A 13,623-nucleotide genomic window follows, 5' to 3' on the forward strand; every position below is an offset into this window, starting at 1 on the left:
ATAATACATTAATTAAGGAAAGTAAAAATGGCAAGTAAAGAAAATGCAGAGCGCAAGGAACTTCACCGTAAAATTTGGGCGATTGCGGACGATGTTCGTGGGGCTGTTGACGGTTGGGATTTTAAGCAGTATATCCTAGGAATCCTATTCTATCGCTTTATTTCTGAGCACATGGCTGACTATTTTGATCATGCTGAGCACGAGGCTGGAGATTTAGAATTTCGTTATGCTAACCTGAGTGATCAAGAAGCTGAGAGAGATTTTAAACCAGGGACAGTTGAGGATAAGGGATTCTTTATTCTTCCTAGTCAACTATTTGAAAATGTCGTCAAAAATGCTTCACAAAATGAAAATTTAAACGAAGATTTAGCCAATATTTTCCAAGATATTGAAAAATCAGCAATTGGCTTCAAATCAGAAGATGATATCAAAGGCTTGTTTGATAACTTGGACACACGAAGCAACATCCTTGGTGGGACTGTTCCAGAAAAAAATAAGCGCCTATCTGATATCCTAAATGGTATCAATAGCATTAACTTTGGTAACTTTGAGGAAAATGACATTGATGCCTTTGGGGATGCCTATGAGTTCTTGATTTCAAACTATGCGAGTAATGCTGGTAAAAGTGGTGGTGAATTCTTCACTCCTCAGACAGTTTCTAAATTACTTGCTCGTTTGGTAATGGTTGGTAAGGACAAGATTAATAAGGTTTACGATCCAACATGTGGGTCGGGTTCTCTCTTGTTACAGATGAAAAAACAATACGAAGACCATATCCTAGAAGATGGTTTCTTTGGTCAAGAAATCAACATGACCAACTATAACTTGGCTCGTATGAATATGTTCTTGCACAATATCAACTACAATAACTTCGATATCAAGCGAGGAGACACCCTTTTAAATCCTCAACATTTGGAAGAAAAACCGTTTGATGCGATTGTTTCAAACCCTCCTTACTCTGTCAAATGGGTGGGAGATGGAGACCCAACTCTCATAAACGATGACCGTTTTGCGCCAGCAGGGAAACTAGCTCCTAAGTCAAAAGCTGACTTTGCCTTTATCATGCATAGTCTCAACCACTTGTCTAACAGAGGTCGAGCTGCCATTGTTTGTTTCCCAGGTATTTTCTATCGTGGTGGTGCTGAGAAGACCATTCGTCAGTATCTAGTAGATAATAACTTTGTTGAAGCAGTGATTGCTCTACCTGATAATCTCTTCTTTGGAACCTCTATCGCGACTACGATTTTAGTTTTGGCGAAGAATAAACTAGAAAATAAAACCCTCTTTATCGATGCGAGTAAGGAGTTCAAAAAAGAAACCAATAACAATGTCTTGACGGATAGTAATATTGGGCATATCGTTGAATTATTTACTAATTACCAAAATGTAGAATATAAAGCGGCTCTTGTTGATAATGAAGTGATTGGTTCGGAGCAGGATTACAACCTATCTGTCTCAACCTATGTTGAACAAGAAGATACACGTGAGAAGATTGATATTGATGAACTCAATCAAGAAATCGCTGAGACCGTTGCTAAGATTGACTACTTACGTGCAGAGATAGATAAGATTGTAGAGGAACTAGGAGGTAAATGATGAATATCCTAGAAGAAATCCAGAACTGTCCCGTTGAGTGGAAAGAGTTGGGGGAAGTAGCGGAAGTCGGAACTGGTAATAATAACACGAATGAACAAGTTGAGAATGGAAAATATCCGTTTTACGTCCGCTCAAAAAATATTAAAACAATCAACACTTACTTATTTGACGAAGAGGCTATAGTTATTCCAGGTGAAGGAGACATTGGAAAAATATTTCATTATGTTAAAGGAAAATATGGACTACATCAGAGAGCATATAGAATTCATATTACAGTTGATAATATAAAAACAAAATTTATATACTACTATATGCATGCTAATTTTAAGAGCTTTATAACGAAAAAAGCGGTATCAGCGACAGTTAGTTCAATTCGTAAACCGATGATTGAGAAATTCCCAATTCCAATACCTCCTAGAGAAATTCAAGAAAAAATCGTACAAATACTTGACAAATTCACTGATTATGTTACAGAATTGACCTCAGAATTGACCTCAGAATTGACCTCACGTAAAAAGCAATATTCTTTTTATCGAGATAAACTCTTATCATTTGAAGATGAGGTATATCAGGTTGAGTGGAAGACTATTCAAGATATTTCTGTTAAGATTGTTACTGGAGTAACACCTAAAAAATCATGCGAAGATTATTATCTTAAAGGTACTATTCCTTGGCTTAGAACAAATGAAGTAAAATTTAATACAATAACAACAACAGAAAAATATGTCACTGAGAGAGCTGTTGAAGAAACGGGTTTAAAATGGATATCACCAAATAGTATAATTATTGCAATTTCAGGAGCAACTGCTGGTAGAGTTGCTATGAATAGTATTCCTTTAACGACTAATCAACATTGTTGTAGTATTAGTGTTGATGAAAGAATAGTAAATTATAAATATTTGTATTATTGGTTAGTTAATCAAAATAGGCAGATATTGAGTTTGAAACAAGGTGCACGAGGGGATATAAATATGAGTATGATAAAATCATTAAAAATCCCAGTCCCATCCCTCGAAATCCAATCTCGCATTATTCAAGTTTTAGACAACTTTGATACGGTTTGTAACGACTTAAATATTGGACTACCCAAAGAGATTGAACTTCGTCAAAAACAGTACGAATATTTTCGAGATAAACTCTTGACATTCGTCGCCGAAGGCGAGTACACTGACAGTACAGTACAGTACAGTACAGACAAGACATAATTAGGCTCTTGAACTGGGTATTTGGACCAATTCAGGTGAAGTTGGGACAAGTCATCAATTTACAACGTGGGAAACGGCTTGTTAGAAATCAGCTAACTACTTCAGGAAGTTTTCCAGTTTATCAGAATAGTTTGACTCCTTTAGGATATTTTACAGATTCAAACAGACCGAAAGGAACTAGTTTTATTATATGTGCTGGAGCAGCTGGTGAAATTGGGTATAGTGATACGGACTTTTGGGCAGCAGATGATGTCTATACATTAGAGACATCAGATAGTATTTCAGATAAATTTATATATTATGTTTTGTTAAGTAAGCAAGATAGGCTCAAATCACAGGTTCGAAAGGCAAGTATTCCTAGATTATCTAAGGATGCTATTGATAAAGTTGCTTTTTATCTACCACCCCTTGCTGAACAAGAAAGCATCGTCTCCATTCTTGATAATTTTAACACTTTAACTAACTCTCTTTCTGAGGGCCTTCCAAAAGAAATCGAACTAAGACAGAAACAGTATGAATACTGGCGAGAACAATTATTAAACTTTACGAGATAAAGTCTTTAATCATTTTGAGAAAGAATCTCAATTAAAATAAAAAAGGAAGCATGCTATGGTTGATTATTCAAAAATACATGAAGTAATTGCGGAAACAAATGAAGGGATTCTCTTGGCTGAATACCAACCAGAGTATCGCACGGATAGAGAGTATCAGTCAGAGGCTGATTTAGAAAATCAGTTGATTTCTGATTTGGTGAATCATCTCAACTATGAACGCTTAAAGATTCATACACCTGAAGAGCTCTTAGCAAATGCCAAGCTCCAAATAGAAAAACTTAATAAGGTGACTTTTTCGGATGCTGAGTGGAATCGCTTTGTAGTAGAGTATCTGGATTGTCCCAATGAAGGATTAGTTGAAAAAACTCGAAAAATCCAAGAAAATCATATCTATGATTTTGTCTTTGATGATGGACGAATTAAAAATATTTTCATCCTTGATAAGAAAAACATTCACAACAACAGCATGCAGGTCATCAATCAGGTGACCCAAGTGGGTAGTCATACCAACCGTTATGATGTTACTATTTTAGTGAATGGTCTACCGTTAGTTCAGATTGAATTGAAGAGACGCGGAGTTAGTCTTAAAGAAGCTTTTGAACAAATCCATAGATATAGTAAGGAAAGCTTCAATAGCGAAAATTCTTTATACAAATATATTCAAATTTTTGTTATTTCTAATGGAACCTATACACGCTACTTTGCCAATACGACAGCTCAAAATAAAAATCATTATGAATTCACATGTGAATGGGCAGACCGTAAAAATAAAACCATTCACGATTTAGAAGACTTTACCGTTACATTCCTAAGTAAACGAGTCCTCTTGGAAGTATTGACCAAGTATTGTGTCTTTGATGCTGATAATACCTTACTCATCATGCGCCCATATCAGATAGCAGCAACAGAGAGTATTTTACGAAAGATTCATTCCACAAATGAAATGAAGAATTTCGGTACGATCAATGCCTGTGGCTATATCTGGCACACTACTGGTTCTGGGAAAACTTTGACTAGTTTTAAGACTGCTCGTCTAGCAACAGAGTTGGACTATATTGACAAAGTGATTTTTGTGGTGGATAGAAAAGACCTAGACTATCAAACTATGAAGGAATATCAAAAATTCCAACCGAATTCAGTAAATGGTAGCAACAATACAAAAGAACTCCAACGTAGTATTGAAGAAAATGATGATCGAATTGTTGTCACAACGATTCAGAAGTTAAATAAATTTATAACAGCAAATCCAAATCATGAAATCTACAGTAAGAAATGTGTCTTGATTTTTGACGAGTGTCATCGCTCTCAGTTTGGGAAAGCACAAAAGCGTATCAAAAAAGCTTTTAAACAGTATGCTTTATTTGGATTTACAGGGACTCCGATTTTCCCAGAAAATAGTTTAACAGGAGAAACAACACAAGAGGTTTTTGGAGAGCAACTTCATAACTACGTTATCACAGATGCTATTCGAGATAAAAAAGTGCTGAAGTTCAAGGTTGACTATAACTATATCAAGCCCGAAATCAATAAGTATAGAGAAGCGGAAAAGGCAGTCGGCCGAGAGCTTGATGAAAAGAAACTCAAAAAGATGGAGAAGGAACTCCTTTTACATCCAGAACGGATAGCAACTATCACAGAGTATCTGTTGAGAGTTTATAATGATAAGACGCATCGAAATCAACACTATACTCATAAACAAAAACAACTATCTGGATTTAATGCCATGCTGGCTGTACAAAGTATTGAAGCTGCGAAATTATACTATGAAGAACTTCAGAGACAACAAGCAGAACTACCAGAGACTAAGCGCTTGAAGATCGCAACGATCTTTAGCTTTGCCCCTAATGAAGAACAATCAGCTTATGGCGAGATTCAAGATGAAGAGCTAGATCCTCAAGATGCAGCCATGCCTCTTTCATCTAAAGAGTTTCTTTCTAAGGCAATCTACGACTATAATCAAATGTTTAAGACGAACTTTTCGACTGATGGGAAAGAGTTTCAAAATTACTATCGTGACCTTTCTAAACGAGTTAAGTCCAAGGAAGTGGATTTACTGATTGTAGTGGGTATGTTCTTGACAGGATTTGATGCTCCAACCATGAATACTCTTTTTGTCGATAAAAATCTACGTTATCATGGTTTGATTCAGGCGTTTTCTAGAACCAATCGTATTTTTAACAAAGTTAAACCATTTGGGAATATCGTATGTTTCCGTGATTTAGAAAAAGCTACTCAAGAAGCTATCAAAACCTTTGGGGATACCAATAAGCTTGATATTATCTTAGAAAAAAGTTTTAGCGAATACATGGATGGTTTCGTGGATCAGGTGACGGGTATCAAGGTTAAAGGTTATACAGAAGTCTGTCAGGAAATTCTGGAAAAATTCCCCAATCCACAAGAAATTGAAACAGAACATGATAAAAAAGAGTTTGTTAAATTATTTGGAGAGTTTCTGAAACTTGATAACGTTCTTCGAAATTATGATGAATTTCAGGAAATCGACAAGCCTATCTCGGAAGGTTATCTCCAAGATTTAAGAAGTTCTTATGTAGAAATTCGAGATGAATTCTTAAACCTTAAAAATTATGAAAGAACAAAAGACTTAGGTGTTGACCTTTCAGATATTGAATTTGAGATTGAACTCTTAAAAACAGATGAGATTAATCTAGACTATATCCTTGCTTTGATTGTAGAGAAATCGAAGAACTCTGAGTCTAAAGAAGCAATGAAAGCTGAAGTTAGCCGTGTCATTCGATCAAGTATTGATATTCGTGCTAAAGAAGAGTTGGTTATTGGGTTCATTAATGATACTGATTTAGCGAGTCTGAAAGACCATGATGAGATTATCAATGCATTCTATGCTTATGGTAAAGAACGTAAAGCTGTTGCTATTCGTGAATTGGCAGAGTCTGAAAAGCTTGTAAAAGATTATCAATTATTCATTGATCGATCTATTCAACGTGGTTATGCTGAGAATAGTGGAGCTGACTTGGATTCGATTATTCCACCGACTACTCGTAGGCAAGGAGCTCGTGAACGTAAGAAACAAGATATCCTTCATAAAATTCAAAACCTGGTTGATATTTATTCTGGAATCTAATTTATTATTAATATTTTTTTAAAGTTATTGATAGCTTTTCGAATAATGATTGGATTAAAATAGATACTCCCTAGTTAATAATTACAGTTATATCATATCCGCTTGCTTACCTTCTCACCCTCCTTAGTTTTCTAAGGAGGGTTTTTGTCGAGTTATTTTTCTTGCTTCTTTGAAAAAAGAGTGTATAATGATGTAATATAAAATGTTACAACGAAATACAAAACTGAAAAGGAGTCATCTATGACCTACGCCTACAATAGCAAGATTTACCTGGCAGAAGCAGTCCTCAATGTGAAGGATCTGGCCCGTCAGACCGCTTTTTACACCCAAATTCTGGGTTTGAAGATTTTGTCTCAGACTGAGGAGGAGGTCCTTCTTGGGGCTGGAGGCAAGCCCTTGGTCCACCTGATCCAAACGGATCGGACTGAGTCTGTTAAGGCTAGCTACGGTCTCTATCACATGTCCATTCTCCTACCTAGTCGGGAGGACTTGGCGGATGTCTTCAAGCATATGGCTGAGCTGAAGGTTCCCTTTGTCGGTGCTGCCGACCATGGCTACAGCGAAGCTCTCTATCTCGAAGATCCAGAAGGCAACGGTATTGAGATCTACCGGGATAAGCCAGTGGCGGAGTGGGATATCCGTGAGGATGGTCGTATCATCGGTGTGACGGAGGAGCTCTCTGCCCAAGAGATCTATGAAATGGGCCGCAAGGTAGAGCCCTTCCAGATAGCGTCCGACACCCGCATGGGGCATATCCACCTCTCTGTGAGAGATAGCCAAGCAGCGTCAGCCTTTTATCAGAAGGTGCTTGAGTTATCGGATAAGTTCACCGTCCCATCTGCTAGCTGGATTGCCTCTGGGGACTACCACCATCACCTGGCAGTCAATGAGTGGGGTGGCAAGCACTTAGCCAAACGTGAAGAGCAACTTCCTGGGCTAGCCTATTACGTCGTCCAGGTAGAACAGAAAGAAGACCTGGTTGCCATCGCAGAGAGAGCAAAAGAAGAGGGGGCACCTGTCATCTGGCTGACCTCAAGTGAACTCGAGTTTACAGATCCGGATGGGATTGTGACCCGCGTCAGAAAGGGTTAGAAACCTTGATAAATTAGGCCTTTTGAGATAAAAAAACAAAAATAGTAAAAATTAGTGATATTTCAAGATGTAATTCTTGACATTACATCTGGGCCGTGTATAATAGTTTTTGTAATAAATAAACTTACAACAGAAAGAGGAAACAACTATGAAAAACATTTTATTTATCGTCGGATCTCTTCGTCAAGGATCTTTTAACCACCAAATGGCTAAGAAAGCAGAAAGCCTTCTGGAAGGAAAAGCAACAGTGACTTACTTGGACTACAAGGACATCCCTATGATGAACCAAGATTTGGAAACGCCAACCTTGCCAGCAGTGCAAGCGGCGCGTGATGCAGTCCTTGCGGCGGATGCCATCTGGATCTTCTCACCAGTTTATAACTTTGCCATTCCAGGTGTGGTGAAAAACTTGATCGACTGGCTCAGCCGTGCCCTTGACCTATCAGAAACTCGTGGTCCATCTGCCCTCCAAGACAAGATCGTAACAGTTTCTTCAGTGGCTAATGCAGGACACGAGCCAATGTTTGCGGCATACCAAGCCCTCTTGCCATTCGTTCGTACCCAAGTAGTGGGAGAGTTCACTGGAACAACCGTTAACCCAGAAGCCTGGGCAACAGGTGAATTGGTCTTGACAGATGAAGCAATCGCAGGATTGGAAAAACAAGCCCAAGCCTTGTTGGAAGCGTAAAAAAAGCTGAGACTTCTGTCTCAGCTTTTTTAGATACTAAACAATTGTCCGAAGAGATAGGTAACCCCCATAGTCAGTAGTCCGATGACCAAGTTACGGATCATGGCTTGCTTGGTTGGTGCTTTTCCTAGCTTGGCACTGGTGTAGCCGGTAAAGAGAAGGGAAAGGGCCACGATGATCACTGTTGCTGGGATCCGGATTTCTTTTGGCAAGAGGATGATCGACAGCATAGGAGGAAGGGATCCAAGGACAAAGGCAATAAAGCTCGAGATGGCCGCATGCCAAGGATTAGTAAACTCTTCAAACTCCAGCCCATACTTTTCTTCCACCAAGGCTTTGAGAGGGTGTTTGAGAAAGGCCCGCTCGGTCATGATTTGAGCAGCCGTTTCGCATTCCCCATTTTGGATATAGGCTGCATAGAGGGAGTCGCGGGCGGCTTTTTGATCACGTTCCAGAAGAGCTTGCTCCCGACTCACAGCGGCTTCTTCTGTATCTTTTTGGGTCGATACAGAGACGTATTCTCCACCCGCCATAGAGAAGGCACCTGCCAGAATGGCAGAAAGGCCAGATAGGAAGATAATCCAGAGATTGCTGGTCGCACTGGCAACCCCGATAACAACTCCAGCGATGGAAATAATGCCATCATTTGCACCCAGCACTCCAGCCCGTAAGATATTTAAGCGGTCGTTGAAAGAGGCATCAACGCCATGTTTTGTTTCAGTCATACTTGTCTCCTGATTTCTTATTTAGAATGATTATAATTAATCTTATATAATTTTGCAAGACTTTTGTCCTAAATGATAAAAGTCCGACAATTTAAGAAAGGTTCATGGAGGATAGAAGGTAAATCTCATCTTAAAAACATACCACAAGCAGAAGGAGCTAAGATATTATAATGCTTTGACAATCGAAATAATTTTAGATATAATTCTATAAATGAATTATGAATAGGAGTCAACCATGAAAAAATTAGTCGCAAGCGGTATTACCCTTCTCTCGGTCTTGACCTTGGTCGCATGTTCGGGAAATCAAACTGCAAAACCAAAGGCTTCATCAGAGAAGTCTTCAAGCAAGGTGGAGAAATCTTCTTCCTCTAAGAAAACATCCTCCTCTAAGAAGAAATCATTTTCTTCAAAGAAATTTGAATTGACAGATGATACAAGTAGCTCTTCTAGTCAGTCTACTTCAGGCTCTGGCGCTCAAGCAACTACTCCAGAAGTTGTTTTGGTAACAGATCAGGAAATTGAAAATGCGAAAACAATCGGGGATATCAAGGGACTTTATGCAAAACTAGCTGAGAATTATAAGAAGCATGCCAATGAATTGGGTGAAAAGTTGCCAAAATCTGAACAAGAATCTTACTTCAAGACCATAGAACCTGGTATTAAGAAGATGGATGAAGAGTTGGCTTCTGTGAATGAAACACTTGCTCAATTTGGAGATGATACAACGCTTTTCCCAGAAGAGCACCGTGCTGCCTTTATTGAGGCCTTCAAAGAAACCCGTGATACCATGACAAATGCTTTGGTAACTGCTTATAAGTTTGTTGGAGGTTTGAGTAGCTAAAGTTCCTATCTTCTCTGAGGGAACTTAGTTTCTACATCTACAGATTGAATTTGAAAAGAAATAAAGAAAGAGAGAGTGGGACAGAAATCGGTAATTCGTTAGAATTCGATTTCGACGTCCCACCTCCGCACAGTTGAGTAGGGCTGTAAAAGTTGATGAAATCAGCGTAGTAGAGCCCACTCAACCACTGCGTCTTGCTCGACAATCCAAAGACAATTGAGAGGCTAGGACTTTTGTCCCAGCCTCTTTTTGCTTTCTGTCGGAGCTAGTCTTTTAAAGGCAGTCGTGCTATAATCGTACTAGCAGATTATTGAAGGAGAAATTCATGAATCAAACAGTTGAATATCTAAAAGAACTCACAGGCATCGCATCACCGACAGGCTTTACAGAAGAAGTGGCGACCTACCTGGTCAAGACCTTGACAGACATGGGCTACAGCCCTGTTCGGACGGCTAAGGGAGGCGTAACCGTTGTCCTCAAGGGTGAGAATGACGAGCAACACCGCTATATCACGGCCCATGTGGATACCTTGGGAGCAATTGTCCGTGCTGTGAAACCAGATGGCCGTCTCAAGCTAGACCGCATCGGTGGCTTCCCTTGGAACATGATTGAAGGGGAAAACTGTACGGTCCATGTGGCCAATACTGGTAAGACCCACTCCGGTACCATCCTTGTCCACCAAACCTCTTGCCACGTCTACAAGGATGCAGGAACAGTGGAGCGGACCCAGGATAATATGGAAGTGCGCTTGGATGAAAAAGTGACCTCTGAAAAAGAAACCCGTGACTTAGGGATTGAAGTGGGAGACTTTATCAGCTTTGATGCTCGGACCATCGTCACAGATACGGGCTTTATCAAGTCTCGTCACCTGGATGACAAGGTCAGCGCTGCCATCTTGCTTAACCTCCTTCGTGTTTACAAGGAAGAAGGCGTGACCCTACCAGTGACGACTCACTTTGCCTTTTCTGTCTTTGAAGAAGTGGGACATGGGGCTAACTCCAGCATTCCAGCTCAAGCGGTCGAATATTTGGCAGTCGATATGGGGGCTATGGGAGATGACCAGCAGACAGACGAGTACACGGTTTCTATCTGTGTCAAAGATGCTTCTGGTCCTTACCACTATGGTTTCCGCCAGCACTTGGTGGCCTTGGCCAAGGAACAAAATATCCCTTACAAACTGGACATCTATCCTTTCTATGGCTCGGATGCCTCTGCAGCCATGAGCGCAGGAGCAGAAGTCAAGCATGGTCTTCTCGGAGCAGGGATCGAATCTAGCCACTCTTATGAGCGCACCCACGTGGATTCTGTGGTGGCGACAGAGCGCATGGTTGACGCCTACCTCAAGAGCGACTTGGTCAAATAAGCTTCGTTTTCAAGGTTAAAAAATAGGATTGGATCTGCCTGGTCAAGCTGACTAGGCAGATTTTATAGGATAAACTGTCAAAAAATTCTTGACATCCCCAAAAAATGTAGTAAAATATGTAGTAAATCAGTAAGTAACTAGTCTAAGATTTTCAGGGAGCCTGCGGGTATTGTGAGCAGGTAGTCGGAGTTAGTGAACATTGGGCTGATTGTTTAGAGTAGGAGAAGATAACACATATTCTTCTCGGTAGGCACCCCTTATCGTGCGACTCCTTGTTAGAGGAGATAGAGATAATGGTCGCTTTCTACCCTTTTGACCATTAACTGAGGTGGTACCGTGTTAAACCTGATTTAATGCCCTCACAGAGTGTTACTCTGTGAGGTTTTTTGTATTCTTTTTTAGTTGGTCAGCTTGCTAACTTCGAAGAATATTGGATGTGCTTGGATCAGGACTTGCATCGCTTCGTCCCTAGGAAAAGAAAGGAATTCCTATGAAAAAAATTTTACCAGCTGATACCTTAACCCCCATTCTAGCCTACATGCGTGTCCAAGGTGACCATAAGGTCATCCTTGAGTCGATCCCGCGTGAGAAGGAGAATGCCCGTTTTTCTATCGTGGCCTACAATCCAGTATTTGAGGTGACCTATCAGGATGGCATCCTTTATGAGAATGGCAAGGTGCTAGAGCAAGATCCTTTTGACTACCTCCACCAGGTAACGGTCAAGGGGCTGACGTCTGATCATCCTTTCGCCGGTGGGGCCATTGGTTTTGCAGGCTATGATATGATCGGAGTCTATGAGGAGATTGGCTCTATTCCTCAGGATACCATCGGGACACCAGATATGCATTTCTTCATCTACGAGTCTTATTTGATTTTTGACCACAAGAAGGAAAAAGTCTATGTGGTGGAAGACAATATCTACTCTGGTCGAAGCAATGATGCGGTCCGACAATCACTGGGGCAAGTGGTGACCAATCTGCAAACCCAAGCACCCAACGAGTTTACCCCTCAGGCCTTGCAGGCCCTCCACTTCACCAATCATATCGAGAAAGAAGTCTTTATGGAGATGGTGGAGAAGGCCAAGAAACTGATCCGTGAAGGCGATATGTTCCAATGTGTCCTTAGTCAACGCTTCTCAGCAGACTTTGAGGGTGATCCTTTGGATTATTACCGGAATTTGCGCGTGACCAACCCATCTAACTATCTCTATTTCTATGACTTTGGTCACTACCAGATCATTGGAGCCAGTCCTGAAAGTCTGGTATCGGTGAAGAAGGGAGAGGTGACGACCAATCCAATCGCCGGAACCCGACCTCGTGGAGCAACGGAAGAAGAGGACCAAGCCCTGGCTCATGAACTCCTTCACGATATCAAGGAAACAGCCGAGCACCGCATGCTGGTGGATCTGGGCCGCAATGATATCGGGAAAATCGCTCAAAACGGGACGGTCGAAGTGACCAAGTATATGGAAGTCGAGTATTTCCGCTATGTCATGCACCTGACCAGTGTGGTCAAGGGGCAACTCCTGCCTCACTTAACAGCTCTCGATGCACTCAAATCCACCTTGCCAGCTGGGACAGTCTCTGGGGCTCCTAAGATTCGGGCCATGCGTTGGATCTATGAATTGGAACAGGAAAAACGTGGCGTCTATGCGGGAGCTATTGGTTACCTCTCTGCGACAGGGGATATGGACTTCGCCATTGCCATCCGGACCATGATCCTCAAGAATCAAAAGGCCTACGTCCAAGCAGGAGCAGGGATTGTCTACGACAGTGTTCCAGAGAATGAATTTTACGAGACGATTAACAAGGCAAAATCGATGACAAGAATAGGAGATGTTCAATGATTTTATTAGTGGATAATTATGATTCCTTCACCTATAATTTGGCCCAATACTTGGGAACTTTTACAGAGGTTGAGGTCTTGCGAAATGATGATGAGCGCTTGTATGAGCAGGCGGAAGAGGCAGATGCCCTCGTCTTCTCCCCAGGTCCAGGCTGGCCAGCAGATGCTGGGAAAATGGAAGCCATGATCAAGGACTTTGCAGGTAAGAAACCAATGTTGGGGATTTGCCTGGGGCATCAAGCCCTAGCTGAGACCTTTGACGGCAAGTTGCGACTGGCTAAGAATGTCATGCATGGCAAACAAAGCCAGATTACCTTTGAAACACCATCTCCCATTTTCAAGGATATTGAGAATGATGTGCCTATCATGCGTTACCATTCTATCGTAGTAGACCAAATGCCAGAAGAATTTGAGGTAACAGCCATTACCACGGACGACCTAGAAATCATGGCCATCCAACACAAGAGCCTGCCCATCTATGGACTTCAGTATCATCCTGAGAGTATCGGTAGTCCAGATGGTCTAAAAATGATCGAAAATTTTGTGAAGCTGGTCCTCGACTAGACCAACAGTTCCAAGCAACTAAAATTTCTATTGAAACGTGTAGAAAAGAC

General features: G+C 41.0%; 11 protein-coding genes. 10 read left to right on the top strand and 1 reads right to left on the bottom strand.

The window, feature by feature from the left end:
- Window positions 1-27: 27 nt before the first annotated feature.
- The 6 genes from I2C87_RS01755 (at window position 28) to I2C87_RS01780 (ending at window position 8,235) form a co-directional block, all read left to right on the top strand.
- The gene (locus tag I2C87_RS01755; protein WP_195323760.1) at window positions 28-1,596 is read left to right on the top strand and encodes a type I restriction-modification system subunit M; all 1,569 of its coding nucleotides are present in this window, start codon (window positions 28-30) and stop codon (window positions 1,594-1,596) included.
- Window positions 1,596-2,801: a restriction endonuclease subunit S gene (locus I2C87_RS01760; protein WP_195323761.1), complete on the top strand. Its 1,206-nt coding sequence runs from the start codon at window positions 1,596-1,598 to the stop codon at window positions 2,799-2,801. Before I2C87_RS01755 ends, I2C87_RS01760 begins: the two co-directional genes overlap by 1 nt.
- A 35-nt stretch (window positions 2,802-2,836) precedes the next feature.
- Window positions 2,837-3,355 (top strand): restriction endonuclease subunit S, encoded by a 519-nt coding sequence (locus I2C87_RS01765; RefSeq protein ID WP_195323940.1) that lies wholly within the window; start codon window positions 2,837-2,839, stop codon window positions 3,353-3,355.
- Between the two features lie 55 nt (window positions 3,356-3,410).
- A complete protein-coding gene (locus I2C87_RS01770) occupies window positions 3,411-6,455 on the top strand; it encodes a type I restriction endonuclease subunit R (protein WP_195323762.1) in 3,045 nt (1,014 codons plus the stop codon).
- Window positions 6,456-6,695: 240 nt separating this feature from the next.
- Window positions 6,696-7,547: a VOC family protein gene (locus I2C87_RS01775; protein WP_195323763.1), complete on the top strand. Its 852-nt coding sequence runs from the start codon at window positions 6,696-6,698 to the stop codon at window positions 7,545-7,547.
- A gap of 148 nt (window positions 7,548-7,695) precedes the next feature.
- Window positions 7,696-8,235: an NADPH-dependent FMN reductase gene (locus I2C87_RS01780; RefSeq protein ID WP_195323764.1), complete on the top strand. Its 540-nt coding sequence runs from the start codon at window positions 7,696-7,698 to the stop codon at window positions 8,233-8,235.
- Between the two features lie 29 nt (window positions 8,236-8,264).
- On the opposite strand, the gene I2C87_RS01785 is transcribed toward I2C87_RS01780, so the two are convergent.
- Window positions 8,265-8,960 (bottom strand): VIT1/CCC1 transporter family protein, encoded by a 696-nt coding sequence (locus I2C87_RS01785; RefSeq protein ID WP_195323765.1) that lies wholly within the window; start codon window positions 8,958-8,960, stop codon window positions 8,265-8,267.
- A gap of 235 nt (window positions 8,961-9,195) precedes the next feature.
- On the opposite strand from I2C87_RS01785, the gene I2C87_RS01790 reads away from it, so the two are divergent.
- The 4 genes from I2C87_RS01790 (at window position 9,196) to I2C87_RS01805 (ending at window position 13,573) form a co-directional block, all read left to right on the top strand.
- Window positions 9,196-9,801: a hypothetical protein gene (locus I2C87_RS01790; RefSeq protein WP_195323766.1), complete on the top strand. Its 606-nt coding sequence runs from the start codon at window positions 9,196-9,198 to the stop codon at window positions 9,799-9,801.
- Window positions 9,802-10,126: 325 nt separating this feature from the next.
- The gene (locus I2C87_RS01795; RefSeq protein WP_195323767.1) at window positions 10,127-11,164 is read left to right on the top strand and encodes a M42 family metallopeptidase; all 1,038 of its coding nucleotides are present in this window, start codon (window positions 10,127-10,129) and stop codon (window positions 11,162-11,164) included.
- Window positions 11,165-11,654: 490 nt separating this feature from the next.
- Complete coding sequence (trpE, locus tag I2C87_RS01800) at window positions 11,655-13,010, top strand: anthranilate synthase component I (protein WP_195323768.1); 1,356 nt, start codon at window positions 11,655-11,657, stop codon at window positions 13,008-13,010.
- A complete protein-coding gene (locus tag I2C87_RS01805) occupies window positions 13,007-13,573 on the top strand; it encodes an aminodeoxychorismate/anthranilate synthase component II (protein WP_195323769.1) in 567 nt (188 codons plus the stop codon). Before trpE ends, I2C87_RS01805 begins: the two co-directional genes overlap by 4 nt.
- Window positions 13,574-13,623 lie beyond the last annotated feature (50 nt).

The organism is Streptococcus sp. 1001283B150225_161107_H12 (genome assembly GCF_015552665.1).
Taxonomy (GTDB): domain Bacteria; phylum Bacillota; class Bacilli; order Lactobacillales; family Streptococcaceae; genus Streptococcus.

Excerpts from the sequence above, each read along its gene's own strand:
- I2C87_RS01760 (WP_195323761.1), top strand. The coding sequence starts at position 1,596 with ATGAATATCCTAGAAGAAATCCAGAACTGTCCCGTTGAGTGGAAAGAG.
- I2C87_RS01790 (WP_195323766.1), top strand. The coding sequence starts at position 9,196 with ATGAAAAAATTAGTCGCAAGCGGTATTACCCTTCTCTCGGTCTTGACC.
- I2C87_RS01785 (WP_195323765.1), bottom strand. The coding sequence starts at position 8,960 with ATGACTGAAACAAAACATGGCGTTGATGCCTCTTTCAACGACCGCTTA.
- I2C87_RS01780 (WP_195323764.1), top strand. The coding sequence starts at position 7,696 with ATGAAAAACATTTTATTTATCGTCGGATCTCTTCGTCAAGGATCTTTT.
- I2C87_RS01805 (WP_195323769.1), top strand. The coding sequence starts at position 13,007 with ATGATTTTATTAGTGGATAATTATGATTCCTTCACCTATAATTTGGCC.
- I2C87_RS01775 (WP_195323763.1), top strand. The coding sequence starts at position 6,696 with ATGACCTACGCCTACAATAGCAAGATTTACCTGGCAGAAGCAGTCCTC.
- I2C87_RS01755 (WP_195323760.1), top strand. The coding sequence starts at position 28 with ATGGCAAGTAAAGAAAATGCAGAGCGCAAGGAACTTCACCGTAAAATT.
- I2C87_RS01770 (WP_195323762.1), top strand. The coding sequence starts at position 3,411 with ATGGTTGATTATTCAAAAATACATGAAGTAATTGCGGAAACAAATGAA.
- I2C87_RS01795 (WP_195323767.1), top strand. The coding sequence starts at position 10,127 with ATGAATCAAACAGTTGAATATCTAAAAGAACTCACAGGCATCGCATCA.
- trpE (WP_195323768.1), top strand. The coding sequence starts at position 11,655 with ATGAAAAAAATTTTACCAGCTGATACCTTAACCCCCATTCTAGCCTAC.